Source organism: Kitasatospora sp. NPDC091207, from assembly GCF_044768625.1.
Lineage (GTDB): Bacteria > Actinomycetota > Actinomycetes > Streptomycetales > Streptomycetaceae > Kitasatospora.
In genome coordinates this window covers 1-25,784 of sequence record NZ_JBIVVS010000006.1, presented here as the reverse complement: position 1 = coordinate 25,784, position 25,784 = coordinate 1, and the positions used below count along the sequence as shown (strand labels likewise).

Sequence of the window (25,784 nt, the reverse complement as noted above, 5' to 3'; positions counted from 1 at the left end):
GCCCCGGAAACGGCGCTGCCGCGCCGCCCGGTGGTCCGGGCGGCGCGGCAGGCTCTCCGTCTCCGTCTCCGTCTCCGTCTCCGTCTCTGCGGAGCGGGTCGGGGCTCAGGCCGAGAAGTAGCCGATCAGGTCGGCCACCACGTCGGCGGCGCCCCACTGGTTGGTGAACGACACCCGCCCGTCCACCACAGGCACCATCACCAGCGCGGACACGACCTCACCCGGCCGGTAGTTGATGTTCGAGGCGTCCGGACGCTCCGTCCCGTGCGGGTAGACCGTCAGGAAGCTGGTGTTGGTGGGCCACACCACGGTGACGTTCATCAGCACCTCGGTGACGCCGGTCGAGGGCACGCCCTCCACCCCGGCCACCTTCAGGCTGACCACGTCGCCCGCCCCGCCCAGGGAGCCGATCCGGGCGCCCTCGCCGGTGCGGGTGTCCATCAGCCGCACCAGGTCGGACGCCGTGTAGGTGGCGCCCTTGGCGGAGTAGTACCCGACGACGTCGACCCCGAGGTCGACCTCGCCCCAGGCGTTGTAGAGGTCCACCTTGCCGTCCGTGCCCACCGGGACGGTCACCAGGTTGGAGACGTTCTGCCCGGTGGTGAAGTTGACGTTCGACGCGTCGGGCACCGCCTGGCCGTGCGGGTACGCCGTGACGAACCCGGTCCGGGTGGGGTTGACGGCGGTCACGCTCATGACGACCGCCGTCACGCCGGTGGCCGGGACGCCGGCGACCCCGGTCACCTGGAGCGGCACCACGCCGCCCCAGTCGACCCGGCCGGCGGGCGCGCCGACGCCCGAGACGGTGTTGAGGATGCGCGTCGGGTTGATCGGGCTCAGCAGCGAGCCGGCGCCGCCGTCCGTGTAGTACCCGGCGACGTCGACGCCGAGGTCGACCTCGCCCCAGGCGTTGCGCAGGTCCACCTTGCCGTTGGACAGCGGCACGGTCACCAGGTTGGGCACGTTCTGCCCGGCCGCGAAGCTGACGGTCGGCAGGTCGGGCACCGGTCGGCCGCTCGGGTACACCGAGACGGCACTGTTCCGGGTGGGGTTGACGGCCGTCACGTTCATCACGACCGCGGTGACGCCGGTGGCCGGGATCCCGCCGACGCCGGCGACCTGCAGCGTCACCACACCGCCCTGACGGACCCGGGCGGCGGGGGCGCCGACGCCCGTGACGGTGTTGAGGATCCGCGACGGCGGGACGGGGACGAACCGGCCCTTGGCCGCGGCCGGGGCGGCCTTGACGGTGAACGCGTTGGCGAGCAGCGTGCGGTAGCCGTCGGCCTGGATGTCGTAGCTGCCCGGCGCGAGGCCGTTGGTGTCCACCAGGACGTGCAGCGAGGTGCCGTTGGCGTTGACCGAGAGCGGGGTCACGTACGGCTGCGAGGAGACGCCGTCACGCCGCAGGGCCAGCTTGCTGCCCAGGGTGAGGCCGATGCCGCGGAGCTCCACCTGGACCCGCGTCCCGGCCGCGCCGGTGGCCGGGCTGACCGAGCCCACCGTCAGGGAGGCCGTCGGAGGGTTGCAGGTGGGGTACTCGCAGGTGCCCTGGAAGCTGTACTCGACCGGCGTCGCCGTCCGGCCCGGGGCGATCACCAGAATCGCGCGGCCGCCCTCGGCGGAGTTGCTGCTCTGGCACCGGGCGCCGAACCCGCTGGAGTTGTTGTCGCACTGGTAGCTGAGGTCGAGGGTGGTCCACTTGCTGGGGCTGAGCAGCCAGACGTACGGCTGAACGCGCGCGGTCGCGCTGGTCACGCCGGACACCGTGAAGGACTGCGAGGGCTGCATGTCGATCACCGCGCAGTACGCGGTGGACGACTCGGTGAACACCCCGCTCCGGGTCGGGAACCCTGCGATCGACGCCTGGTGTGCGGTGCACTCCGGCGCCCAGCCGGCCGACGTGCCGACTGTCCAGGTGTCCACGGTGGCGTGGATCGTGGTGCCGCCGTACCCGGCCGCGACCACGACCATGGTGTACGAGGTCGAGCCGGTGAGCTGGCAGGGGTACACGGTGCCGGCCCACTGGGTGCAGACGAGCTTGCCGTCGGCGTCGATGACCTGCGACTCGACCGTGCCGTCCGCGGTGCGCGCCGACAGCCACAGCTTGTCCGTGGCGGCGGCGGTGAGCCGCACGCAGCGGGCGTCCAGCGCCGAGGTGAGCTCGATCGGGAGGGACGGCCCGCCGAAGGAGGTGGACGTCGGCGTGAGGCAGGTCGCGGTGGGCGAGATGTCACGCCGCACCACCTGGTAGGTGTCGCCCCAGGTGCTGTTGGTCAGCAGCGCCGTGTATGCCACACCGGGGGTGAAACGGCAGTTGAAGGCCGAGCTGCTGCCGGTGGAGCAGACCACGGTGCCCTGCGGGTCCACCACCTGCACCGAGGCGTTCACCCGGTTGGCGGTGTTGGTGTAGTCGAACTGCTCGGCGGTGGAGTGCCGGTCGGCCGGCAGGCCCAGGCAGGCTTGCCGCACGGTCGGGGTGAGCGTGAACTCCGCGCCCCAGCTGCCGTCGTAGGGGCTCTGCGGCCAGGCCAGGCAGCCCGCCGTGGTGCCGGTCCGGTGGACCACCACCTGGTAGGCCTGGCCCGGCGTGCCGGTCAGCACGACGTGGAACGGCGCGGTACCGGTCAGCTTGCAGATCGTCGACGGGTAGCCCTCGTTGCCGCACTGCTTGACGCCGGCGGCGTCGAAGACGGCGGCGGTGGCGTACCCCTCGGTCGTCGGCGGCCGGTTGAGCAGGTAGACACCCGTCCCGGAGGCCGTCGGCAGGGTCAGGCAGTCCGCCCGGCCGCGCGCGCCGAAGGTGCCCGCCGACGGGCCGGAGACCAGTCCGTCGTCCTTGCCGGCGACGCAGCCCCGGGTCTCGCCGTCCGAGCGGAACACCAGGCCGAACGCCGGGCTCTCGGCCTTGTTGGCGTCGAGCACCCAGGTGTAGGTGCCGGCAGCCAGGTCGCAGCCGACGCCCTGGATGCAGGCGCCGAAGAGCCGGACGCCGTCGGCCGTGTACAGCTCACCGGACAGGGTGGTGTCGTCCGCCGTGATCGGCGCGAAGGAGTACTTGCCGGCCGTGGTGACGTGCAGGAGGCGGCAGCGCGCCGTCGAGCCGAGGTCCGGGACGGACCCGAACGCCTGCGGCTCGATCGTCGGGCAGCCCTCGGGCGGGGCCAGTCGCTCCACGGCGAGGTTGTAGGCCACCGAGTCGCCCGGGGTGCGCTGCACCAGCACCCGGAACGGTGCCGGGCCGACGAGCTTGCAGGCGATCGTGTCACCGAAGTAGTGCGGGCACAGCTCGGTCCCGTTGGCGTCGAAGACCTGCTCGTTGGGCAGACCGGAGACGTACGTCCGCAGCGCGTCGCCGGCGGCGAGGTCCAGCGTGTAGCAGTCACCCGCGGAGCCCTGGGGCAGCGTGCGGGAGAAGGTGTTGCGCGTACCCAGCCGGTGGTCGGCGGCGGTCACCGCGGTGCAGGTGGTGCCGGAGAGCAGCGGGAGGTAGGACAGCGAGACGCCGTTGGAGCCGAAGGCGCTGTTGTGGACCGTCAGCGTGTAGGTGCCCGCCCGGGTGGTGGCGCAGCGCTGCGCGGGGTAGAGGTTGTCGCAGCCGACGGTGGTGCCGTCCGGCGCGGTCAGCTTCAGGTCGACCGACGAGTAGACCGCGACGGCCTGGACGAAGACTACGTCCTTGGGCTGTGCCAGGGTGAACGTGAGGGAGGCCGTCTGGTTCGGCTCGATCGCGCAGGTGGTGACCGTGCCGGGCGCCAGGGACGCCGGACAGGGGCCGGTCGGGTCGGCCGCCTTCAGCTGCTGGACGGCGGCGTCGTGCGCGGCCTTCGGGTCCACGGCGGGCCCGTCCGGTGTGGTCGTCGGCGCGGACGCCGACGAGGACGCCGGCTCGCTCGCCGACGAGGTGGCCGCGGGCGGGTTCACCGCGGCGGCGGCGGGGTTGATCTGGCCCATCAGCGTGGCCAGTACGGCGAACAGCAGGACGGCCGGCGCGGTGGTGACCGCCCGTATCCGTCGGTGTCGCACACGTCTGCCTGACGGCAGCATGCTCATGTCTTCCCCCATCTCAGGATGTACCTGACTGACTTCCATGGACCGCTGCGGGAGCTCAGCGCAGCCGGGAGTCTAGCGAGCCGGCCCGACATCGTGATCATGGGTTCCGGCAGGGATGAGGGTGCCACGGGAGGCCCGGGCGCGCGACGGGAATTCTTCGGCAGGGCTCAGCTGACACGTCGTGTTGTCGCTGTCGTTGGTGGGTCCTTCGGGGAGGCCACCGACTGCCTGATGCCCCGCCCGCCGCCACCCCCGGTGGGCCGCCGGTACGGCCGCGGGCCGGGCACCGCGACGGCGCGGTGCCCGGCCCGGGGGCGGTCAGGCGTTGGTGCGGACGTTCTCGTTCAGTGGCGGGGTGAGCGCAGCCGGCGGGCGAGGACGACGGCGGCCGCGCCGACGCCGACCAGGGCCATGGCGAGACCGGCCTGGCGGCGCAGGCCCGGTCCGGTGCCGGTGTCGGGCAGCGGGACCGGCGAGGGCGAACCCGACGCGGTGGGGGACGGCGCGGGTGTGGGGGACGGCGTGGGGGTGGGCGTCGGGGTCGGGGTCGGGGTCGGAGTTGGGGTCGGGGTGGGGGAGCCGGTTGGACTGGGGCTCGGTGACGGCGACGGGGAGGGGCTCGGACTCGGGGAGGGGCTCGGGCTCGGGGACGCGCCCGTGCAGGTCACCGAGACCTCGCCGAGCCGGACGAACGTCACCTTGCCCTGGTAGACCTGCTGCCCGGCCAGGTTGTTGAGGGTGCCGGACACGTCGATGTCGAGCCACGCCTCGGCGGTGTACTGGGCGGCCTGGGCCGCCGGGTCCTGGTGGCGGGTGACGGTCACGTCCAGGGTGCTGGCGCCCACGGTCGGCACGCCCAGGTCGGTTCCGGTGATCTGCAGGTGGGTGGTGCCCAGGCCGACCGGCTGACCGAGGACGGTGATCTGGTCGCCGGCCGTGCGGTTGTAGGCGAGGGCCAGCGGACCGACCGGTGGGGGTACGCACTCGGCGTAGGAGTCGAGCGTGGCCACCTGACCGACCTCGACCGGGCCGAAGTGCACCAGCCGGGTCGAGTTGAAGAAGACGGTGAGGTCGGTGAGTTGGGCCTGCGCGTAGTACTTGGCGGGATCGGTGGCGGTCCGGGTGGTCTGGGTGGCGATGGTGATTCGCGACAGCATGCCGTCGGGGTCGCTGCTGAAGTCGGCCATGTCGGAGTCGGGCACCGTGGTGGACGCGGCCGTCCCGTAGACGCCGTGGTACGCCGTCATCCCGATCGCCTGCACGTCCTGATTGGTGAGCTGGACCAGGGTGGCGCCGGCGAGGTCTCCCGGTGCGGCGGCGGCGGTGCCGCCCGCCGGCAGGAGGAGAAGGGCAGCCGAGGCGGCCCCGGCGGTGGCGAGGACGGCGGTCGCGGCACGCACCCGGGGTGCGCGGTTCTTGACGGTCATCACCCACGCATAACAGGGCAAACCCCCAGCCGGTTCGGGGGCGCGCCCAAGGTTGCGCCGTCCGGGCCGATGGCCGGTGATCCGTCACCCGGTATCGGCACGGCAGGACGTGGGTCGTGCGGGTGGCCGGGGGTGGTCCTCCCCGGCCGCAGGCGGGGAGGACCGGAACGGTGCCCCGGCCGTCCGTCAACGGGGGACGACGGACGGCCGGGGCGTTCGAGGGTGGCCTACGTGCCGGGGTCGGGCCCCGTGTAGCCCGGTGAGCGGAAGGTGCGGCGAAACGCTCCGGGCCCGTGCCGCAGGTCGAGCCAGCTGGTAAGGCCGGACAGGTCACCGCTGACCATCGCGGTGAGAATCAGCCCGTGCAGCGCCTCCGCGTCGGCCCCGGCCAGCTCGGCGAGGAAACGCTGATACCGCGCGCCGACACCGTGTTCGTATCCGGCCATCGCCTGATGAAAGCGGGTCGCTGCGCCGGGCTCGGCGTGGTCGAAGTCGGTTGGCTCCAGCCGTCCCGTGGTGTCGCGGAAAGCCAGGCGATCGGGCGGAGCGATCCGCTCGGCCAGGCCGAGACGGTCGGCCACCGTAGCGGCGATCGTCCGGGCCTCCCGATCGGTGGCCCCCTCCATCACGATGCCCAGATTCCGCGTCGAAGCGGCGTCGGCCTTGTCCGGCGCCGAGTACGTACGGCGCTGCGAGTCAAGCCAGTTGATCCCGTACCGGCTGCGGACCACCTTCCCATCCTGGATCCGGTACTCCCGGAACGATCCCCAGTGCAGGCAGTCATGGGCGTAGGAGCGAAGCAGGTCGAGCGCCACCAGTTCGGGTGACGCCAACCGGGGATCACTGAGCCGCCCGTACCGGGTGATGATCGATGCCAACTGCACATGTCGGTAACCCTGGTTCGGGTGGTGGAACCCGCCGAACGCAGCGGGCTGGGTCGAGTGGACCCCGACCCACACCCGATCAATCGGAAGCAGCTGGCTCAAACCCAACTCCCGGTAGCGGTCAGCCAGTAGAGACGCCCCCTGCCGGAACACCTCCCGCGCCCATTCGTCGCCCCAGGTGTCCAGCACCCAATGCAGCAGTGAGAAGGTCATACGCGGGTGCGCCTGGTCGAGCGCGGCCGTCGCCCGCCGCCCGGCCAGTAGGTGCGCCAGCTCGGACCGCTCGGCCGCTGTGCCGGCCAAGTGCTCGTTCGGCCCCAGGTACGAGGGTGTCAGTGAGCGGCCGAGGGTCAGAAGCGCTGACGACTGATCAGCTGGCGGTGCGAATCCTGCACTCCTTCGGGGAGATTGTCCGGTGAGAACCACTGGGCCTCCAAGATCTCGAACGAAGCAACCTTGATCCGTCCGCTGACGTACAGCGCCTCATAGGCGACTTCGACGCGAAGCTTGTAACCGCTCTTCAAGTGCGCCAGCTCGCACGCCTTCACCGTGAGCCCGGTCTCCTCCTGGACCTCACGCACGATCGTGTCTTCGAAGGTCTCGCTCCTGTTGGCGTAGCCGGTCGGGAGACCCCACTGCCGACCCTCCGGCCACATCCGGTGCTTGAGCAGCAGGACCTGGCCGTCTTGGTCCCGGACGATGCCCGTGACCCCGACCATGAACTTCGAGTGCCACAGCCAGAGAACGCGCCACTGCATCGGACCCCTGATGATCCGCCAGAGCTTGGCAACGATCTTCTTCATGGGTTCGCCCCTTCGTCGGTCGGGCCACTTCCGCGCGCCGCTCGCGCGGTTGGCCCACGATCCCGCACCGCAGGCCACTGACACCAAATCGGTGATCATCGGATTACTCCGGGGGGTGTCAGGGGTGTCAGTGGTGGCGCCGGTGCCGCCCGAGCTCCGCGCTCAGGCCCCACGGGGCCGTGTGTTTCCGGGCCAGTGGGCGGCTCGGAAACAGGAGTCGGGGCGTAGAGGTCGAACAGCAGCCAACCGGCGTGCTCATCGGTCGGCCCCCTGCGCTCCTCGGCCCGGATCCTCGTGGTGCTCACCGCGTACCGCTTGCGGGTGTCGGCCGTCATGAGCCACAGACGCGCGTGGTAGGCGTTCGGGAACGCCAGCAGCACCGGTTGGCCGAAGTCGTCCGGCAGAGTGCAGAACTCGCCGACGATCACATCCCGCAGGACGTGGGACCCCGCCGCCTCCACCACCTCGTAGCGCATCACGGCGCCCGGCTTCGGCGCCCCGGGCGCCGCCGGCTCAGTCGACGGCGGCATTTGCGAGCCGACCCTCTGCTCCGTGCACAACGGACATGTCTGGCTCCCCTTTGATCGGCTTTATGGGCGAGGACCCAGATTAGGGCTATGGGGAGGCGTAAGAGGTGATTATTCCCGTGGATGACTAAAGATCACGGAGGAAGAGAGACGACCATTCTTCCAGTTGCTCACAGGCCGGGTCGCCGAAGAGTGCGTGACCCTCGTACATGGCAAATGTGTCCCGATAGAGCTGAATGTCCCGACGGTCCCGGAGGACGACGATTCCCGTCTCCGTCTCGACCGTGGCAAGGCTGCTGTCATAAACGGTGAACGTGTTCAGAGGGCACTCTGGGATGTATTTCCCGAGCGGGATCACACCGAGTCGGACGTTCGGGAGTCTCGATACCGAGATGAGTCGGTCGATTTGCATAACCATCGCCCGTGGCGGCAGTACCGCCCAGCGGACAGCTTGCTCGGTGAGAATGAATGTGAACGTCTTCGACTCGTCATAGACGACGGTCTGACGCTCCAGCTTCTTCGCTACCGCTTTGGTGGTATCCCCTGGCACGTGGGAGAGACTTGCCCGCACGTATTCCGGTGTAGCTAGTAGCGTGTTCAGCATCGAGAGCAGAAAGTATCGAATCTCGGTGGAAGACTGGTCGAGCGCCGCAAGCTCGACTTGCTTCTTCTCCAGCCCCTTCTTTCTGAGAGCTCGAACATCCTGCCACTCAGTATTCGCCACGCGGGCCAGGTCAAGCACTCGCTGCGCCAGGTCGGCCGGCACTTCGAGTGCCCGCAGGATCAGCTCCACGTCCACCAGGGATGGGATCGTCCTGCCGGTCTCAATCTTGCTGATCTTGGATTGCGTCATGCCGCAACGCCGAGCAAGCCGGTCTCCTGCGAGACCGGCTTGAACCCGTAGTTCTCTTAGTGCTTGTGCTAGGTCGCTCTTGCTGTGGCCCAGCTCTTCTGGGTCTATTGCCACCCGTGCTCTTTCACGTAGTCCGCGAAGGGCACGGACTCAGCCACGGCGAGCCGCTGCCATTCTTGGTACTGCGCCGTGTTTCCTTCCGCGAGTACACGATTGATCTGTGTCCCGTCGGGCTCGTAGTTCATCAGGACCACGGTCGAATCGTCGAAGACCCAAAAATCCTGGTCCGGAAGGCCGGGATTCGGCCTGTCGGTCAGGTCGACAATGCGGATATCTTCGCCGGCCTTGGCGTGCGGCTCGTAGTACATGAATTCATACCGCAGATAGTCGCTCAGCGGCCGAGTGACGATGTGCACCCGCTGAACCGTGCGGCCGGCCGTAGCGTGCCCCCTGAGCCTGTCGGTCCAACCGGATGTGTAGGTGTCCTGGTCGATGCGATTCCCATTCAGGAAGTCTTCGATCTCCTCGGCCTCTCCCGCGACCTTGTATGCGGGCAGTGTCTCCAGTCGGAATGCCGACCGCTCGAAGCCGTGCAGAACGTTCTGCCATTCCTCACCATCCAAGAACACGGACGGCCTCCCTTACAACGTGCTCGGGCAGTTCCACGGCACCTTCGTGAGTCGGTACCGTCAGCTCCGCGTACTGGTCCCCCTGGAAGACGAGAGTGCCTCGGTCGGTGACGTAGACGTTGGGGCAGTCGCCTTCCTTGCAGTCACCGTTGCCACTGCCTGTGAGCCGCCGGTGAGCCACGGTCAACCCCCTTCAGTTCTGCCCTGGTTGGACCGACTGACCGAAACGGTATGGAAGGGACAGGTGCTCTGTCCATGCGGTACGGGCACTATTCCCGTCCTGGACTAATGATCACGGTCTGAAGTGGACCTGTGCGGTCCTCGGCCAGGGAGGCGTAGAGCCGTCGTGGCTGCCTGAAGAGCAGACCTCACAGGTGTTCCGGGCCCGGCTGCCCTCCTGGGCGCGTCCAGATCCTCTACTGGACCGGGCCGGCCAGCGTTTCGACGGGCCACGGCGGCTGTAGCGGCTCTTTCGGGGTGAGCCTCGCCAGCTCCTCCGGTGGTTCGGAGCCGTCCCGAACGGACGCGATGTAGGCCTTTGTCTCCTGAAGGCTCAGCCGCGGGGCCTGCTTGCGCAGGTGGCTCATCGCGGCCACGCGGATGTGCTCCACCGTGTTCCAGAAGACGAGCCAGCCGACCCCGTGTTCCTCCACTGAGCAGACGGCCCGCTCGGGGCCGGCCCCTTCCAGGGCCACGACGACCGCTCGTCGGCCAGGAAAGACTCGACGAGTTCGACGGCGCGTTCCTTGGAGATCACGCCTTTCATCCTTCACCACGGGTCAACCGGGTTCCCGGCGGCAGGCCCTGCCCGGGTGGGGCAGGGCCTGCCGCGTGGGTCAGGCGGTGAAGTTGGGGGAGCCGGCTTCGATGGCCTGGACGAAGGCGCTCCACTCGGCCTGGTCGAAGGCGAGGCGGGGGCGGGTGTGGGGGTTGGCGACGGGGTCGGCTTCGGGGCGGGGGAGCTGGTCGGACTGGGGCTCGGCAACGGGTCGCTAGCAGTGCTCAACGTTCCTCCTGTGTCCAGGTGTTGCGCGGATGATCCGCCCGAGCTTGGCAACGATCTTCGTCACGGGTTCGCCCCTCCGTCGGTCGGGCCACCGCGCGCCGTTCGCGCGGTGGCCCACGATCCCGCACCTCAGGTCTCCGACGCCAAATCGATGATCATCGGATTGCTCAGGAGGGTGTCATTGGTGGTGCAGGTGCCGGTTTCTTGGGCGGAAGGTCAAGCTACGAGTCGCCGGGCCATCGGGGCCAGCCGGTTTCCCGTTCCCGAAAGAACCCATCTCGGATGCTCTCCGCCAAGGTCCGCATCGCGTCACCGTAAAGAGCCACGGAATCGAACGCAGCGAAAGTCGAGAGGTACAGTTCCACGTCCCTGGGGTCTCGGGTCGTCACCTCTGAGTGGAAGGTTCCCACGATCACCAGGCGGTCATCATGTGCACTGAAACAGGTCATCGGGAAGTCAGGCATCTGCGGGCCGAGAGGAACAACCCCGATGGTTACGTTCGGCAGCCTGGAAAGGGACACAAGCCTATCCATCTGGGTGGCCATCAGTGCCGGCTGCCCGATGCGCCAGTGCAGCACGTGCTCACAAATGATGAAGTGGAATGACCTGGTGGGATCGTAGAGTGCGACTTGTCGCTCAAGGCGGGCCGCAATAGTTTTCGCCTTCGATTCCTCCGACATCTCGGGATTCATTGCGAAGACGGCAGAGACGTACTCGGCGCTCTGGAGCAGTCCGGGGATCAACTGGCCCTGAAACAGCCTGAGCATGCCCGTCCGGGCTTCGATGGCCCGGATGGCCTGCTGGTGCTTCCAGTGGCCCATGCGGCGCAGCTCACGCCACGCTGTGGCCTCGGTGGCCGCCGCGCGTGCCTGCTCCAGGAACTCGGTCTTTGCGGCCTCGGACACGCCGAGTGCCGTAAGGATCAGCTCGACATCCTTGACGGTCGGCAGGACGCGACCGTTCTCAATCTTCGACAGCTTGCCGGCAGACATGGAAGCCCTGCGGGCGACGGTCTCGGCGGTTTTGTCCGAGGCAATTCGAAGCGCCCGCAGGGCTATGCCCAAATCGTTGTGCCGGTCCTCGCTCAAACTGGCCGGTACTCCGAGAACGGCACAGCATGGGCCAGGGCAATATCTCGATATCGGCGGTATTCGTCGAGCCGGTCATCCGGCAACGTCTCGGCGCCGACGAACTGTCCGGCCTCGGTGTAGTGCATCCGATAGACCCTGGCATCGTCGTACAGCCAGAAATCGTAGTCGGGCAGCCCGCTGATTTGCTGCCGAGCCGTGTCGATGATCCCGATCGACTCTCCGGCGGCAACATTGCCGGGGTACCAGGCCAGCTCGTAGCGGAGGTAGTCGGAGAGTGGAGAGCTGAGCACGTGTACGCGGCCTACCTGCTTGCCGAGATCCGTCATGGAACGGACCCACGGATTGTCTGCGCTCTCCGGCGGAAGCGGCTTGCCGGCGAGGAAGTCGGCGAACTCTGCGTGCTCGTCCTCCACGTCGTACACCGCGAGCGTTTCAAGCCGGAATGCCGTCCGCTCGAATGTCTCGAACAGTCGGCCGAAGTCCTCACCCTTGAGCACGGAAGTAGCCTTCCAGCACACTGGCGGGGATCATCACAGCCGTCTCATCGGCGGCCAGCGTCAGCTCTGCCAACCGGTCGGGATCAGTGATCACGTAGCCCTGAACCACGTAGCTCCCGTCCTCAGTGCCCCACAGTGTCGGGCACGTGCCGTTCTTGCAGGACCCGTCTCCGGACAGCCAGCGCAACATCGCGCCTCCTAGTCGCCAGTGGTGTTCCTGTCTCGTTCGATGCTCCCGGGGCTGTCGGCCGGTGGTCAAGAAGCAGATCTTTCCAGAACGGGAAAGCAACCGGTGGATCAACCATGCGGCCCCGCTCGGCAATCCGAGCGGGGCCGCCGAATCCAGGCCGGGAAGGTCGACGGCAGAGCCCGGTGTGAGCCTGCCGGTCAGGCGGTGAAGTTGGGGGAGCCGGCTTCGATGGCCTGGACGAAGGTGCTCCACTCGGCCTGGTCGAAGGCGAGGCGGGGGCGGGTGTGGGGGTTGGCGACGGCATGGGGGTGGGCGACGGGGTCGGCTTCGGGGCGGGGGAGTTGGTCGGACTGGGGCTCGGCGATGGGGACGGGCTCGGCGACGGTGATGGTGAGGGGCTCGGCGACGGCGATGGGGACGGGCTCGGCGACGGTGAGGGGCTCGGCGACGGTGATGGTGAGGGGCTTGGGCTCGGGGAGGCGCCCTTGCAGGTCACCGAGGCCTCGCCGGGCCGGAGGAAGGTCAGCTTGCCCTGGTAGACCTGTTGCCCGGCGAGGTTGTTGAGCGTGCCGGACACCTTGACGGTCATCTCCCACGCATAGCAGCGCAAACCCCCAGCGGGTTCGGGGGCGCGCCCGAACGTGCGCCGTCCGGGCCCGCAGCCGTCGATCCGTTGGTTCGTCGATCCATCACCGGACGCCGGTGCGGTCGGACGTGGGCCCGGTCCGGATTGAGGTCTGTCCTTGAACGGGCCCGCGGACTGTCGCTGCTCTCCGGCGGCGGCGTGTCGGCGGGAAGGCACGACAAATGGCTTGCCACGTTCCTGTGCGGCTGTGACACTCCGGGGTGGATCAATGGCCACTGCTGGACGGTGAAGAACATGAGTATTCGCTCGATGGACGCTCAGTATACGGAGCGGTGTCGTCAGGCAATGGCCGAGGAACAGGCCCGGAGCCTCTCCGAAACGAACAACTGGGAGCATGTGGACAAGGACCTGGTCCACCAGGACTGGGACGTTCTCTACAAGGAGCTAGCGGCCTGCGTGGAGGGCTCCCTGCCCGAGGACGAGCGAATTCAGGAACTGGTCGGCAGGCACTTCGAGATCATCTGCCGATTCTACGTCCCCACCCGGGAGGCGTATATCGGCATTGGCCTCCATTATGAGGCGGACGAGGCGATGAGGGGCTTCCACAACTCCTACCACCCGAGAATGGTGGAATTCCTCGGTGAGGCGATAAAGGTGTACGCCGACCAGGGGGCCGGCTTCGCCTCCTGACCGGGCGTTTCGTCCGCGAGAGAACCGGTGGGTGCCGCTTCTCGGGGCGCCCGGTCGACCTGCTGGTGACGACTTCGGAGGCTGTGTGACAAGGAGCGCAGCCGCTGGACGGATGTCCGCGTCGCGACCTGCTGGACGCGATCCTCCAGGGCGACCGCACCGGGATCCCCTGGCGCTGTCTCCCGCAGGACTGCCCGCCCCGGGAGACCGTCTGTTCCTCCTTCGCGCATTGGCAACGCGACCGCGTATTCGAGCATCCCAGCGGCCTCTGGGTGACACTGGTCTCATCGCCATGAATGCGGAGGGCGAAATGTGCCCTGTAGGGGGATCTTCACGGCCGGAGGGATTTTACGAAGCCCGGCCCGCATCGTAGGCTCCGCCCCCATGAGCGATTCCCCCGCAAAGCGTCACTGGCGCACGTCGATATTCCTCTGGATCGGCTTGCCCTTCATAGCCTTCGTCGGCCTCGCCAAGGCCGCGCCTGATCTCGTGCCGGCCTGGAAGGCACAGAGCGGCAGCGGTGTCACCGGGACATTCACCGCCGTCCGGGAGGTCTGTAGCCACGGGTCCTGTGACTTCTACGGCGGCTGGAAGGCGGCGGACGGCACTTCCACGCGCACGGACGTCCTTCTTTACGACGAACCGGATTCCTTGCGGATCGGCGAGACGGCCGTAGCACGGGACTCCGGTTCCGTCGCCGGAGTCTTCGCTACGGGGGGCGGCTCCTCCTACCTGCTGGTGACGGCCTTTGCCGTCGGCGGTCTGGCGGCGGCGATCGCCTGGCCGGTGTTTCTCTGGCGCACCTGGCGCTCTTCGCGTAAGCGCCGAACTTCGGCACCGGAGTCGGTTGAGGCGGCCGCCTGACCCGCGACCCGTTGATGGGTGAGTGCCAGTCGACTCGGGCACTCCAGGGCCGTCGTGACGCGGTACGACAAGCGCGCCTACGTCTTCCACGGCACCGTCACCGTCGTATCGATACGCCGCCGGCTCAGACGGTGATCAGCCCGGGTCCGGAGCGTCGGCCCGTTTCGCCAGCTCGGCGGTGACCTGCCTCAGCAGCACCGTTGACGATGGCGTGACGGCGTACCAGGTGTTCGCGCTCTCGTCGGCGGCCGGGGCCCAGGCTGCCACCACGGGGAGTTCACAGTGGTCGCCGGCCTCCAGCGGGGGCAAGCGTCCAGGACAGGCCGTGGTAGTGGCCATAGTCCACGCCCCACGTGCTGAACGAATGATCGTGCACCTCGTCGATCAGCGCCGCCCAGCGCCGGGGTGCCGAGCCCGCGTCGGCCGCCCAGCAGATCGCCTCCTCGTCGTTGCCCCCGACGGTGAGCCGGGTCGTCTCGTCCTCCACCGTGATCGCAGCCAGTCCCTGCCCCCCGTCGTACCCTCTGTCGGCACCCTCCGGTAGCCGCACCGGAAGCCCCGCCGAGAACTGCACCCGCCCGAGCGGCGCGAGGGCGTCGATCCTCCAGACCGCCGCGCGGCAGCCGGTCAGCGGCCCCCAGTTCTCAGGGTCGAGTTCGGGATCGTACGGGGTCAGCAGCAGCTCGACGCGGACCGCGGGAGTCACCCAGCGGGCGAGAGTGTGATCAGCCGGCAACTGGAACAGCTCATCGGGCCGCAGCGGAAGGCCGGTGTTCCCGATGGTCGTGGTGAAGGTCAGCGGGCCGAACGGCGTGTCGATAGCCGGCTGATCGGCGGACCGCAGGCGGGTGCGCGGGACGGTGGGGAGCAGCACCGCCCCAGCGTACTGCGGTGTGACCTGTCAGGATCCGCCGGACAGAAGCTGGTCGGCTGAGACCTGTCGGACCCCGGGGCGGTCGAGGCGGTCCGCAGCGGCGGCCGGTTCGCGCCGTCGCGGTCCTGGATGTCGCCGCGACGACGTGGCCGGCCAGGAGCAAGGCCGCGGGTGTCGGTGACGATGAACCTCGTTCGGCCCGCCGCCTTCTGAGGGCCTGTCGAGGAGCGAGACCGTGCTGTCCGGTCTGCCACCCGTTGGCCCGGTGCGGACGCTTCGGGGTGGGCGTTGCCGCCCACTGGAGGAATGGCGGCGGCGTCCGGTGACAGGAGTGGAGACCCGGGCGGCCCACAAGCCTTGTCCCAACCTGTCGCTCAGGCGGTGAAGTTGGGGGAGTGGGCTTCGACGGCCTGGACGAAGGCGGTCCACTCCGCCTGGTCGAAGGCGAGGTGGGGGCGAGTCAGGTCCTTGTCGTCGCCGAGCCAGACGTCGCCGTTGGGGAAGCGGGCGATGATCACGCAGTTGCCGTTGGAGTCACCTGAGAACGAGGACTTGGTCCAGTCGGCGTCGGCGGGGTTGTGGTCGTAGGGGTCGTGCCGCTCGCTCACGGGGTCTCCTGCCGGTGGGTCGGGGAGGTGGTTCCGATGGTGGCGGTTCGGCGCTCGGGTTCATCGGGCGTTCGTCAACGTGGCTGGAACCGTGGGCGGGAATGGCCGACGTCGACCGCTCGGGACGGACATGATGCCCCTGGTCCTGCCCGGATCGGGCAGGACCAGGCTCCCGCGTGTCAGGCGGTGAAGTTGGGGGAGTGGGCTTCGATGGCCTGGACGAAGGCGGTCCACTCGGCCTGGTCGAAGGCGAGGTGGGGGCGAGTCAGGTCCTTGTCGTCGCCGAGCCAGACGTCGCCGTTGGGGAAGCGGGCGATGATCACGCAGTCACCGTTGTCGTCCGCCGAGAACGGGGACTTGACCCAGTCGGCGTCTGCAGGGTTGTGGTCGTACGGGTCGTGCTTCGCGCTCACGTCAGCTCTTCCAACTTGCGTTCAAGGGCGGCGATGGTTTCCTCCGGCGACAGCGCGCACTGTTTGACCCGGGCGAAGGCTTGTTCGGCTCGCCGTACGTCGCGTCCCGTTCTACGCGGGAGCATACCGCCGACAGCTTCGATGAATACGAAGCCGCTTTCGAGGTCGTCGGGGAAGCGCATGAGAACGAGTCCGGACGCCAGGATGCCCTGGCGTCCGGCGTTCAGCGGGATCATGCGGATGGCCACGTTCGGATACTGTGCGACCTTGATGGCGTGACGGATCTGGTCGGCGAGAACCTTCGGATCGCCGGCTACAAGCAGCGCGACCTCCCCGAAGTACGTCTCAAGCTCCAGAGGGTTCTCCTCGGTCAGCCTGCATTGCCGCATCATGCGGACTTCAGCTGCCGTCTCGATCTGCTCCTCGTTGGGCGCGCTGAGACCGGCGGCGATCATCTCCCTGGCATAGCCCTCGGTCTGGACGAGTCCTGGGAACGCTGATGGGAAGTAGTTCAGCATCTGCGAGGCGTCGGCTTCGAGAGCGAGATACTCGGCGAAGGCTGCAGTGATGGAGCTGGCGAAGTCGAGGTCGCGCCACCACTGCCTGGGTGGGCCGCTGCCGAGCAGGTTCTCGAAGTACTCACGGTCCGAACCAGTGACACCGTAGTAGCTCATCAGTGCTGCCAGGTCGGCGGCGCCAACGGGCTGCTCCGCGCGCTCCATCTTGCTGAGACGAGCCGGACTCCAGCCCTTCAGCTCACGCGTTACCTCGGTGAGCTTCTTGTTTTGGTCCAGCCGTAGGGCGCGCAGCTCGTCACCAAGTCTGATCTGCCTGATGGCGGCGAGGTCCTTGGTCAAGTGGGTCCCTCCCTTCGGATGCTGAGGATCAGTCTTCCGTCAGATGGTGCCTTGACTCAAGCCGTTTCAAGATCCACCGAATTTCTAAGGCGTTCTGGTTGCCTTTTCGAATCGCCACCCTCCACACTCAACGTGACCGCATGACCACGCTCCTGATGGGGCGTCTGGATGCGAAGGGGCGAACTATGTCCACTTTGAGCAGACCTGTCCTCCAGACCTGGGAAGCCGCCCTCACCGAGCACGCCAGCTCGGTGAGGGCCGCCCGCAGCCAGGTCCGCCAACGACTCACCGAGTGGGGGTGGGAGGGCGAGCGGGTCGACGACCTGGTCCTGATCACCTCCGAACTCGTCACCAACGCCGTCGTCCACGCCTGTCAGGGCTCCGGCGAAGTCCGGCTCTATCTCCAGGAGTTCGGCGGTGACTGCCGCCTGGAGGTGTGGGACCCGCGGTTCGATCTCCCGCTCCAGGAGCGCCGGCCGCGCCGGTTCAACGAGGGCGGGCGCGGGATCGAGCTGGTCCGGGAGCTGGCCTTCGACTTCGGTGTCGTCGTGCGGCGCGGCGCGGGCAAGCGCGTCTGGGTGCGCGTCCTGCTCTCCGACGCGAACCCTCCTCCCCCTCTCAGGAATTGAGCACCATGCGCTGCCGAGCCAAGCACCGCCGCCGTCCCAAGCACCGCCGCCGCATCCTCACCGGACGTGATCACGCCCTGCGCGAAGGTCATCCGGTCCCGGGCCTTGAAGAGGCCCCCGCCGACCGCCCCACCGCCGCCGAACTCGCCGCCGTGGCCGTCGTGTTCGCGCTGAGCCTCGGGCTCGCCTTCCTCGCCTCGGCCCTGGTCGGTCCGGGCGAGCCCGCCACCGCCCGGGTCGTCTGGTGGACGACCCTCGCCGCCGCCGTGATGCGGGGCGTCACCTGGTCGGACACCCTGATCGACCGTTGGTCCCAGGAGAGGGAGTAGGTCCATGTACCCCGCCGCCATCGCCTTCCGCGACCCGGCCGCGCTGCACGCCCGGTGCGAGATCACCGGCGTCCGCCGCCTCACCTTCGAGCCCGGCTACGAGACCTGCGCCGTCGTCCCCGACGGCGGGTGGAAGCCGCTCCCGGACGGCTACCCGGAGCGGTTCGCGCCGAGCATCTTCAACCGGGACAGCAGCCTGATCGAGCTGTTCCGGCTGCCCGACTCCGTCGTCGACCTCGACACCCTGACCGCTCTCGTGCACACCCTCGGCGATCCCACCCCCGTCACCCTCGGTGAGACCGAGGATGCCCCCGGCGGGCCGGTCACCCATCTCGCCGCCGACACCGGGCTCCGGCCCGGCCTGCACGTCGACAACCACCAGAACCTCCCGTACGCGGCGCGGGAGTCCGCCCGCCGGCGCCTCTGCGTCAACCTCGGCCCCGGCAGCCGTTACCTGCTGCTCGCGGACACCGACATCAAGTCGATCTGCCGCACCGTCCACGACCGCTACCAGGAGCACCACCCCCGCACCGCGGACCTGCGGCTCTTCGTCACCCTGCGTCGCCCGCTGCGCGTCCTGCGCCTGCGGATCGACCCCGGTGAGGGCTGGTTCGCGCCGACGGCGGTACTGCCCTACGACGAGTCCACGGAGGGCCAGGAGCAGCACTCCGTCACCGCCTCCTGGCTGGGGCACTGGGAGCGGGGGGTGTTCGGTCCGCTGATCTGACCGGGGGCCGATCGGGTGTGTCAGGCTGGTGGGGAGAGGCTGGAGCGCGACCGAGAAACCGGGAGGCTCGCGATGGCCGAGGTGCAGGTGAACGGGGTGTCGCTGTACTACGAGGCCCGGGGGTCCGGGCCGAGCGTGGTGCTGGTCCACGGGTCCTGGAGCGACGCCGACAGCTGGGCCCGGGTGGTGCCCGGGCTGGCCGAGCAGGCGGCCGTGGTCAGCTACGACCGGCGCGGGCACAGCCGCAGCGACGACCTGCTCACCCAGGGCTCGGTCCACGAGGACGCGGCCGACCTGGCCGGACTGATCCAGGTGCTCGCCCTCGCTCCCGCCTTCGTCTGCGGGGACTCCTACGGCTCGCTGGTCGCGCTGCGGCTGGCCGCCGCCCGCCCGGACCTGCTGCGCGGGCTGGCCGTGCACGAGCCGCCCGGGACGGCGATGCTGCTGGCCGACCCCGATCTGCGGCCCATCGGCACCGCCTTCGCCGACCGGATCACCGCCGTGCGGGAGCTGCTGGAACAGGCGGAGTCGGCCGCCGCGGCCGAACTCTTCGTCGAGACGCTCGCCTTCGGCCCGGGGGCCTGGGAACAGCTGCCGGCGCCGATCCGGCACACCTACATCCGCAACGCGCCGACCTACCTGGACGAGTTGCGGGACCCGGACGCGCTGGATCTCGACCTGACCGCGCTCGCCCGCTACACCGAACCCGCGCTGCTCACCCAGAGCGACGACGGGGCGCCGATGTACGGCGAGGTGCTGGACATGATCGATCTCGCGCTGCCCAAGGCGGAACGGCACCTGTACGCGGGTGCCGGTCACGCTCCGCACCTGTCGCAGCCGGAGGAATGGGTGCGCGTCACCCTCCCCCGCGTCCTGGGGTGAGGCGCGCGCGGGGGGCGCGCAACGAAGGCCGCACGCCGGGGGCGGGTCAGGCCGCAGGCGGACTTCCACCGCCGCGACCCTGATCAGGGTCGCCCGGTCACGGCCGGGCTGCCGGCCGGACTGCCGATGGTGGACTGCCACCCCAGCGGGTCGGCTGCCGGCATCCCCGGGTATGCGAAGGAGGCCCTGCCGGAATCGGTGTCCGGGAGGGCCTCCTTGGCGACGTCGCGGTCGTCAGGTGTTGCCGGGTGAGTGCGTCACCGCATCAGGAGTCGGTCGGTGATCGCCACCTCGGGCCAGATCTGGATCGACAGGTCGCCGGCCAGTGAATCCGTATGGAATGAGACTGTGATCAGCTGATTTCCACGGTCGGATTCGAGTCGGACGAGCGTCGCACCTTCTCGAAACAGATCGAGGACCGTCTTCGACTTTCGGAGCCACTGGATCCGGACGGAAGTGCCTGGGACGTCGAACGAGAATACGACCCTGTCGTCGGCACCGGACTCAAGGGTGATGGTCCGACTGGAATCAGCGGCGTCCGGCGAAGTCGGCTCTTCGCCGAGAGCTTCAAGAAATGCGGAATCCGAAGGAACGATGAAGTTCTGATGGGACATCACGGACCCCCTCGGGGAATGATGGTGGTCAGCCGGGGACCGTTCTCGGTCATCTGCCAGGTCGACTCTACATGCAGGAATCCACCCGGGCCGGCCAGGAGACCGTCCCTGACCTCGTACTTCCCATACTGATCCGTCCACTCCTTCAACACGTTGCCGGAGGTGGAGAACTCCTTGTTGAAGAACTCCATCATGATCTTGCGGCCCTCGGCGTTGTCATGAATGCCGATGCGCGCAAGCTGCGCCAGATTCTGCAGGGACCTCGGTCCGTTGTGAGGTCCGGTCACCCGGCCGAAGAAGTAGTCCCACTTTCCGGGGTCCACGGTGACGCCGCAGCCGGAGTTGTGGACCAGCACCGGTACGGAGCCGGCGGCCACGTAGTACGTGTGGACGGTGTCGATCGTGAGGTTGTAGGCCGGCTGGAGGGTCTTCCAGTGCCTGGTGGCAGTGATCCGTGCGGTCTCGCCGGTGGCGGTGCGCAGGGTGTCACCGGTCGTGAGGTCGGCGGCATCGGCCCAGGCGTGCCGGTTCGCCGCCCAGAACGGGTGGTGGTCGGTCGCGGTGATGGAGGCGGCGGTACCGTCCGCCGACGCGACGGTGAGGTCGGTGAAGTCGCGGTCGTCGGGCGTGTAGATCGTGGCGTCGACACGGTGCGAACCGGTCTCGCCGGACTCGGGGTCGGTCGCCCGCACGTGGTCACCGGTGCGGACCTGCTCGATCGGGAGGCTCGATCCGTCGGCCATCAGGACGCGAGTGCCCGCCGGGAAGCTGTTCGGCAGCGGACACGCCTTGGCCACCCGGTTGAGCCGTGATGCCTTGGCCGCCTCCTCGACGGTCTTCGCCTTCTTTGCCAGCTGTGCGAGCTTCAGGACTTTCCCGGCCGGGAAGAAGGTGATGGCGAGTTCGGCACAGGCGCTGACGCTCTTCTGCTTGATGCACTCCTCGGCGGTGTCCACGCCGAGGACGGCCTTGACGACCATCTTGAAGAGCTGGGCCTCGTCCTGGAAATGGGAGCCCCACTCGCTGAGCGTTCCCACTATGGTGCCGGGTGCGAACACGCCACCCGGCCCGTACGCACCGTTCGCCCTGGCCATCTTGCACTGGTTGACGAACTCGCGGGGCGTGCTGAATGTGATCCAGAAGCAGTTGAACTGGCTGTAGTACTGAGCCTTTTCGATATCCCTCCGGATCTGCTTCTCCAGCTCCTTCGTGAACTCCTCCTCGAGCTGCTTGGCCTCGGCCTGGCGCCCCGCCTCCTCGGCGTTCATCGCGGCCGCGCGTTCCTGGCTCTCCTTCTCCGCGGTGATGCTCCAGGCCTCGTCCGCGGCGAGCTGGGCCTGGCCGGCGTCCTTGCCCGCCGCGACGGCGGAAGCACGGGCACGGTCGGCGGCCGCGCGGGCCGAGTTGGCGGACGAGCGGGCCTGGGAGGCCGAGGCCCGTGCACGGGCGGCGGAGGCGGTGGCCTTGCCTGCGTCGCTCGCGGCCGCCTGCGAGGCGGTGCGGGCGGTGGTGGCGGACTGAGCGGCGCGGGTGGCGGAGGTCTGGGCGTTCTGGGCGGACGTGTTGGCCTCGGCGGCGTACGCGCCGGCCCGGTCGGCCGCGGCGCGGGCCTGGGCGCGGGCGTTGTCGGCCTCGCCGGAGGCGTTGGCGGCCACGGCGGCGGCCTCGGTGGCCTCCCAGGCGTCCTGCTGGGCCTTGGCCGCGGTCTGCGAGGCCTCGGCGATCAGGCGACTCATCTGCGCCGCGTGGGCGGCGGCGAGCTGGTCCTTGCGGTCGGCCATGTACTGGCCGGTCTGCAGGAACGAGCTGACGAGGTCGGGCGTCCCGGCGAGCGCGAACTTGGCCGCGGACTGGACCTCGGGGCCGCCACTGGCAAGCAGTTGGGTGGCCTGGACGCGTTCGTCGATCTGGCGGGCGGTGTACTGGCCGGTCATCAGGAAGGCGCCGACGGCCTTGGGCGAGCCGTCCTTCAGGGCCTTCTCGCCGGCCTCCTTGACGCTGGTGCCGCCGGTGGCGACCAGCTGGTAGGCACGGACCCGGTTGTCGGTGATCGCCGCGTCATGTTGGCCGCTGGTGTAGAAGGCCTCGATCTGCTGCGCGTTGCCCTTGAGCGCCGCAGTGGCGGCGGTGCGGACGGCCTCGTCGGGGCTGTCCTGGGCGACCTCCTGCACGCTCTGGCGCGTGTCGTCCCGCTCGGCCTTGAGGCGGCCGGTGCGCAGCCACTCCACGACGGTGTCGTCGGTGCCGGAGAGGGCGAGCGTGGCGGCCTCCTGGCTCCAGGGGCCACCGGTCTTCATCGTCTGGAGCGCGACCTTGCGGCCCTTGGCCGCGAGTGCCTTGGGGTCGGCGCCGGGGCGGGCTGCCTCGGCGGCCAGGCCGGCCGTCTCGTCGTCCTGAGCCCGCCATTCGGCGAGCACGGTGCCGATGTCGGCGGTGGCCTGGTCGTCGGCCGACTTCAGGTCCCGGGCGGTCTCGACGGCGGTCGCGGTGCGGGCGGTGAGGTCCTCGGCCTCGGTCCTGCGGGCGAGTGCGTAGACGCTGCTCGCGGTCTGCACCGCCTCGTTCGCCGTTGTCGCGGCCTTGCGTGCCTCCTCGGCCTGGCGGGCGGCCTCGGCGGCCGAGGTCGCGGACTCGCCCGCATGTTGGGCGGCCTCGTCCGCGGCGGTCGCCGCGTTCTGAGCGTGGATTGCGGCGTCGCGGGCGGCGTCGCGGGCCTGGAAGGCGGCCTGGGCCGACTTGGCGGCCAGCGCTGCGGAGGCGGTCGCGGCCCGGTCGGCCTCGTTCGCCTGGCGGCGGGCCTGGTCGGCCGCGGCCTGCGCCTTGCTGGAGCCGGCGCCGGCGGCGTTGGCCAGTCGGCCGGCCTTCTCGGCGGAACCGGCGGCCGCGTTGGCGTTGGCGCCGGCGCTCTTGGCCGCGTCCGAAGCTTCGCCCGCGGCCTGGGAGGCGGCGCCGGCGTGGTCCGCGGCCAGGGCAGCGCGCTCGGCGTCCCTGGCTGCGTCGCGCGCTTCCTGTGCCCGCTGGCGGGCTTCCGAGGCCTTGCCCGCATCGGAGGACGCGGCGCCGGCGGCTCTGCGGGCGTTGCCCGCCGCGAGGGCGGCGCCGCTGGCCGCGCCGGCGGCCTGGGCCGCGGCGCTGGAGGCGATGCGCGAGGCCTGGTTCGCCGCGCCGGCGGCGGCGGCCGCCTGGTTGGCGGCGGCGGCCGCCTCCTGGGCCGCCGTAGCCGCCTGCGTGGCGGCCTCCTTGGCACGGGCCAGGTCCTGGCCGGCCGCTTCGGTCTCCCTGGCCGCGGTCTCCGCGGACTCCTTGGCCTGACGGGAGGTGTCGACCGCGCGTGCGGAGGCTTCCTTGGCGGCGTCCTTCGCGGCCAGCGCCTGCGCGCCGGCCTGCTCGGCCTGGTCGGCCAGCTGCGAGATCGTGGCGCGTTCCTGGTCCCGGGCGCGGGCGACGAACTGCCCGATCTCCAGGAACTCGGTGACGTCGGCGGGCGTGCCGCGCAGCGCGACCTTGGCGGCCTCCTTCACCGCCGGGCCCCCGGCTGCGAGGAGCTGCATGACCCGCACGCGGTTGTCCGTCTCCAGGGCGTTGTACTGGCCCTGTTCGAGGAACTTCTTCACGTCCTCGGGCGTGCCCTTGAGCGCGGCGGTGGCCTGCTCCTTGACGCTCACGCCGCCGGTGGCGACCAGCTGGAACGCCTCGACCCGCCGGTCCTGCTCCAGGGGGGTCTGCCAGCCGCTCTTGAGGAAGGTCTGCAGGTCCTCCGTGGAGCCCCTCAAAGCCTTGGTCGCGGCTTCACGCACACCCACGCCGCCGAGGCTGAACATCTGGAAGGCCGTGACGCGGTCGTCGTGGTACTCGGCGAGGTCCCGCTCAGCCGTGAGGAATCGCTTGACGTCCTCGTCCGAGCCGGTCAACGCGGCCTCGGCGGCCGCCTTCACCCCGGGCCCGCCAATGGTCCACAAGCCGACGACATAGCCGCGGTCCGTCAGCTCGGGCAGATTCAGGTCAGGGTCGGAATCATTCGCGAGAGCGGGCGCCGTGCTGAGCAGACCGACTGAGAGGACCACTGGCAACAGGAGGGCGCACGCACGGCGCAGTCCCGCTGATCGGCTTCTCGGCCACCGCTTCCTCCCGGCGGTTCCCGGCGCTCCCAAGGAGCGCAAGGGGACGTTCACAATACATTCCTCTCATCTCGGGCATATGTGAGTACGTGAACGGACTCCGAGTACCAGAACTCGGCACCCGAAGGCGCAGAGGGATGGATGCGGTCATCGAATCCGGCACGGCCAATGAAACGTCACCACCCGTTGGGCAGACGTTCCTGTGCGATTCAGCAGGGACCTGCGGGGCGATGATTACTGATATCTTACGCACGCTTTACTCATACTCAACACGTAATCTGCGCCAGGAGATCGCACTGGCGCCGCGTCAGAACGAAGGACCTGCCTTGGCTATATCCCGCTTCCGGAAGACCCTCCTGGCTTGCACCGCCGGTGCTCTGACGGCAGGTGTCGCGTTCGCGACCCTCTCAGTCGCGCAGGCCGCCCCCGGCGCGGCCGCGGAGGATGCTGCCATGCCCGCCGTCGTCGAGGACTTCCAGCACCCCGGGGCAGACCGTCTCCTCAAGGACCGTCAGATCACGCTGAAGCAGGGTGACGGGCACATCTGGCTCAAGGAGGGCCCGGAGCACGCCGTGCCGACCGATTGCCAGGCATCGAACGAGATCTTCATCGAGTCCCGTCTCGACAAGCGCGGCTACTGCTTCACGGTCTCCGGTACGTCCGGCTACCTCGCCATGGAACTGCCGGACGTCTACGGCATCTGGACCGAGGACCGCTCCGTCAGCGCCAAGCTCGTCGCGGCCGGCCAGGAGAAGCAGGTCAACGTCGCCCCGAACTCGGTCGAGCCCGTCGGTGAGAGCCTGCCCGGCGGAAAGCGCTCCGTCCTGGTCGAACTGCGCGTCACCGGCTGACCGTCCGGTTGCCGGCAGACATCCACCTTCGAGACCGAGGAACTACGCCCCATGCTTCCCAAGACCTTGTCCCGCGCCCGGGTGACGGGCGCGCTGGCAGCGACTCTGGCCGTCGGCGCGCTCAGCACGTTCGCCGCCGTGCCCGCCGGTGCCGTCGTCGGTGACCAGGCGGCCGACGGTGCCTACGCCTACACCGCCAAGCTCACCATCGGCGACAACGTCCGCTCGTGCACCGGCACCCTGGTGGACCGCAACTGGGTCATCACCGCCGCGTCCTGCTTCGCCGACGACCCGGCGCAGCCCGCCGCGCTGCAGGCCGGCGCGCCGAAGTGGCACACCACCGCCACCGTCGGCCGCACCGACCTCACCACCGGCGCCGGCGCGACCGCCGACATCGTGGAGCTGGTGCCGCGCCAGGACCGTGACCTGGTGATGGCCCGCCTGGCGACCCCCGTCGACGGCATCGCCCCGCTCGCCCTCGCCGCCGCCGCGCCGACGGCCGGCGCGAGCCTGCGGGTGCCCGGCTACGGCCGCACCAAGACCGAGTGGGTGCCCAACAAGCTCCACAGCGGCACGTTCACCGTCGACGCCGTCACCGCGAGCACCGTGAGCACCACCGGCACCGCCGGCGCCTCGATCTGCAAGGGCGACACCGGCGCCCCCGTCATCCGCGAGGTCAACGGCACGGCCGAACTCGCCGCCGTCGCCTCCCGCTCCTGGCAGGGCGGCTGCTTCGGCAGCACCGAGACCCGCACCGGCGCCACCAACACCCGCGTCGACGA

28 protein-coding genes and 1 pseudogene are annotated in these 25,784 nt (G+C 69.3%); 10 read left to right on the top strand and 19 right to left on the bottom strand.

Annotated features, from left to right (window positions below; all coding sequences use genetic code 11):
- Positions 1 to 105: 105 nt before the first annotated feature.
- From ACIQTO_RS13190 to ACIQTO_RS13135, 12 genes are all read right to left on the bottom strand, one after another.
- The gene (locus ACIQTO_RS13190) at positions 106 to 4,026 is read right to left on the bottom strand and encodes a hypothetical protein (RefSeq protein ID WP_402387074.1); all 3,921 of its coding nucleotides are present in this window, start codon (positions 4,024 to 4,026) and stop codon (positions 106 to 108) included.
- Between the two features lie 371 nt (positions 4,027 to 4,397).
- Entirely contained in the window at positions 4,398 to 5,480 is a 1,083-nt protein-coding gene (locus ACIQTO_RS13185) for a hypothetical protein (protein ID WP_402387072.1), read from the bottom strand.
- A gap of 227 nt (positions 5,481 to 5,707) precedes the next feature.
- Entirely contained in the window at positions 5,708 to 6,577 is an 870-nt protein-coding gene (locus ACIQTO_RS13180) for a hypothetical protein (RefSeq protein WP_402387070.1), read from the bottom strand.
- Between the two features lie 137 nt (positions 6,578 to 6,714).
- On the bottom strand, positions 6,715 to 7,167 hold the full coding sequence (locus ACIQTO_RS13175) for an NUDIX domain-containing protein (protein ID WP_402387067.1): 453 nt from the start codon (positions 7,165 to 7,167) through the stop codon (positions 6,715 to 6,717).
- 95 nt (positions 7,168 to 7,262) lie between these two features.
- Positions 7,263 to 7,646: a hypothetical protein gene (locus ACIQTO_RS13170; RefSeq protein WP_402387064.1), complete on the bottom strand. Its 384-nt coding sequence runs from the start codon at positions 7,644 to 7,646 to the stop codon at positions 7,263 to 7,265.
- Between the two features lie 175 nt (positions 7,647 to 7,821).
- On the bottom strand, positions 7,822 to 8,661 hold the full coding sequence (locus ACIQTO_RS13165) for a helix-turn-helix domain-containing protein (RefSeq protein ID WP_402387061.1): 840 nt from the start codon (positions 8,659 to 8,661) through the stop codon (positions 7,822 to 7,824).
- Positions 8,652 to 9,176 carry a DUF6879 family protein gene (locus ACIQTO_RS13160; RefSeq protein ID WP_402387058.1) on the bottom strand — a complete coding sequence of 175 codons (525 nt, stop codon included), beginning with the start codon at positions 9,174 to 9,176 and terminating at the stop codon, positions 8,652 to 8,654. Before ACIQTO_RS13160 ends, ACIQTO_RS13165 begins: the two co-directional genes overlap by 10 nt.
- A 416-nt stretch (positions 9,177 to 9,592) precedes the next feature.
- A complete protein-coding gene (locus ACIQTO_RS13155) occupies positions 9,593 to 9,871 on the bottom strand; it encodes a hypothetical protein (protein WP_402387055.1) in 279 nt (92 codons plus the stop codon).
- Positions 9,872 to 10,403: 532 nt separating this feature from the next.
- A complete protein-coding gene (locus tag ACIQTO_RS13150; protein ID WP_402387052.1) occupies positions 10,404 to 11,270 on the bottom strand; it encodes a helix-turn-helix domain-containing protein in 867 nt (288 codons plus the stop codon).
- Positions 11,267 to 11,770 (bottom strand): DUF6879 family protein, encoded by a 504-nt coding sequence (locus tag ACIQTO_RS13145; protein WP_402387050.1) that lies wholly within the window; start codon positions 11,768 to 11,770, stop codon positions 11,267 to 11,269. The genes ACIQTO_RS13150 and ACIQTO_RS13145 overlap by 4 nt, the downstream gene beginning before the upstream one ends.
- The gene (locus ACIQTO_RS13140; protein WP_402387047.1) at positions 11,757 to 11,960 is read right to left on the bottom strand and encodes a hypothetical protein; all 204 of its coding nucleotides are present in this window, start codon (positions 11,958 to 11,960) and stop codon (positions 11,757 to 11,759) included. Before ACIQTO_RS13140 ends, ACIQTO_RS13145 begins: the two co-directional genes overlap by 14 nt.
- 197 nt (positions 11,961 to 12,157) lie before the next feature.
- Positions 12,158 to 12,556, bottom strand: a complete 399-nt coding sequence (locus ACIQTO_RS13135; RefSeq protein ID WP_402387044.1) for a hypothetical protein — start codon at positions 12,554 to 12,556, stop codon at positions 12,158 to 12,160.
- Positions 12,557 to 12,891: 335 nt separating this feature from the next.
- Here ACIQTO_RS13135 and ACIQTO_RS13130 point away from each other — a divergent pair, with 335 nt between their 5' ends.
- The 4 genes and pseudogenes from ACIQTO_RS13130 to ACIQTO_RS13115 all read left to right on the top strand — a co-directional run.
- Positions 12,892 to 13,236, top strand: a complete 345-nt coding sequence (locus tag ACIQTO_RS13130; protein WP_402387041.1) for a TipAS antibiotic-recognition domain-containing protein — start codon at positions 12,892 to 12,894, stop codon at positions 13,234 to 13,236.
- 104 nt (positions 13,237 to 13,340) lie between these two features.
- Positions 13,341 to 13,532, top strand: coding sequence for a transposase (locus ACIQTO_RS13125; protein ID WP_402387713.1), 192 nt, complete (start codon positions 13,341 to 13,343; stop codon positions 13,530 to 13,532).
- 88 nt (positions 13,533 to 13,620) lie between these two features.
- Positions 13,621 to 14,100, top strand: coding sequence for a hypothetical protein (locus ACIQTO_RS13120; protein WP_402387038.1), 480 nt, complete (start codon positions 13,621 to 13,623; stop codon positions 14,098 to 14,100).
- A gap of 27 nt (positions 14,101 to 14,127) precedes the next feature.
- Positions 14,128 to 14,235 (top strand): annotated as a pseudogene (locus ACIQTO_RS13115) (IS5/IS1182 family transposase); the annotation flags it as partial.
- On the opposite strand, the gene ACIQTO_RS13110 reads toward ACIQTO_RS13115, so the two are convergent.
- From ACIQTO_RS13110 to ACIQTO_RS13090, 5 genes are all read right to left on the bottom strand, one after another.
- Complete coding sequence (locus ACIQTO_RS13110) at positions 14,236 to 14,367, bottom strand: hypothetical protein (protein ID WP_402387035.1); 132 nt, start codon at positions 14,365 to 14,367, stop codon at positions 14,236 to 14,238. It abuts the pseudogene before it with no gap.
- Between the two features lie 10 nt (positions 14,368 to 14,377).
- Positions 14,378 to 14,974: a hypothetical protein gene (locus tag ACIQTO_RS13105; protein ID WP_402387033.1), complete on the bottom strand. Its 597-nt coding sequence runs from the start codon at positions 14,972 to 14,974 to the stop codon at positions 14,378 to 14,380.
- A 374-nt stretch (positions 14,975 to 15,348) separates the two neighbouring features.
- Entirely contained in the window at positions 15,349 to 15,582 is a 234-nt protein-coding gene (locus ACIQTO_RS13100; protein WP_402387030.1) for a DUF397 domain-containing protein, read from the bottom strand.
- A 179-nt stretch (positions 15,583 to 15,761) separates the two neighbouring features.
- The gene (locus tag ACIQTO_RS13095; RefSeq protein WP_402387027.1) at positions 15,762 to 15,995 is read right to left on the bottom strand and encodes a DUF397 domain-containing protein; all 234 of its coding nucleotides are present in this window, start codon (positions 15,993 to 15,995) and stop codon (positions 15,762 to 15,764) included.
- On the bottom strand, positions 15,992 to 16,852 hold the full coding sequence (locus ACIQTO_RS13090) for a helix-turn-helix domain-containing protein (protein WP_402387024.1): 861 nt from the start codon (positions 16,850 to 16,852) through the stop codon (positions 15,992 to 15,994). Before ACIQTO_RS13090 ends, ACIQTO_RS13095 begins: the two co-directional genes overlap by 4 nt.
- Before the next feature lie 194 nt (positions 16,853 to 17,046).
- On the opposite strand from ACIQTO_RS13090, the gene ACIQTO_RS13085 reads away from it, so the two are divergent.
- The 4 genes from ACIQTO_RS13085 (at position 17,047) to ACIQTO_RS13070 (ending at position 19,419) form a co-directional block, all read left to right on the top strand.
- Positions 17,047 to 17,481 carry an ATP-binding protein gene (locus ACIQTO_RS13085; protein ID WP_402387021.1) on the top strand — a complete coding sequence of 145 codons (435 nt, stop codon included), beginning with the start codon at positions 17,047 to 17,049 and terminating at the stop codon, positions 17,479 to 17,481.
- 5 nt (positions 17,482 to 17,486) lie between these two features.
- A complete protein-coding gene (locus ACIQTO_RS13080; protein WP_402387018.1) occupies positions 17,487 to 17,810 on the top strand; it encodes a hypothetical protein in 324 nt (107 codons plus the stop codon).
- A 4-nt stretch (positions 17,811 to 17,814) separates the two neighbouring features.
- Positions 17,815 to 18,537 carry a hypothetical protein gene (locus ACIQTO_RS13075; RefSeq protein ID WP_402387015.1) on the top strand — a complete coding sequence of 241 codons (723 nt, stop codon included), beginning with the start codon at positions 17,815 to 17,817 and terminating at the stop codon, positions 18,535 to 18,537.
- A gap of 72 nt (positions 18,538 to 18,609) precedes the next feature.
- Positions 18,610 to 19,419, top strand: coding sequence for an alpha/beta fold hydrolase (locus tag ACIQTO_RS13070; protein ID WP_402387012.1), 810 nt, complete (start codon positions 18,610 to 18,612; stop codon positions 19,417 to 19,419).
- Between the two features lie 257 nt (positions 19,420 to 19,676).
- Here ACIQTO_RS13070 and ACIQTO_RS13065 read toward each other — a convergent pair whose 3' ends face one another.
- On the bottom strand, positions 19,677 to 20,033 hold the full coding sequence (locus ACIQTO_RS13065) for a hypothetical protein (RefSeq protein ID WP_402387009.1): 357 nt from the start codon (positions 20,031 to 20,033) through the stop codon (positions 19,677 to 19,679).
- Complete coding sequence (locus tag ACIQTO_RS13060) at positions 20,033 to 24,097, bottom strand: polymorphic toxin-type HINT domain-containing protein (RefSeq protein ID WP_402387006.1); 4,065 nt, start codon at positions 24,095 to 24,097, stop codon at positions 20,033 to 20,035. Before ACIQTO_RS13060 ends, ACIQTO_RS13065 begins: the two co-directional genes overlap by 1 nt.
- 506 nt (positions 24,098 to 24,603) lie before the next feature.
- On the opposite strand from ACIQTO_RS13060, the gene ACIQTO_RS13055 reads away from it, so the two are divergent.
- Both ACIQTO_RS13055 and ACIQTO_RS13050 read left to right on the top strand, forming a co-directional pair.
- Positions 24,604 to 25,002 carry a hypothetical protein gene (locus ACIQTO_RS13055; RefSeq protein WP_402387003.1) on the top strand — a complete coding sequence of 133 codons (399 nt, stop codon included), beginning with the start codon at positions 24,604 to 24,606 and terminating at the stop codon, positions 25,000 to 25,002.
- A gap of 51 nt (positions 25,003 to 25,053) precedes the next feature.
- On the top strand, positions 25,054 to 25,784 hold a 731-nt coding region (locus ACIQTO_RS13050; protein ID WP_402387000.1), incomplete at its 3' end, for a trypsin-like serine protease.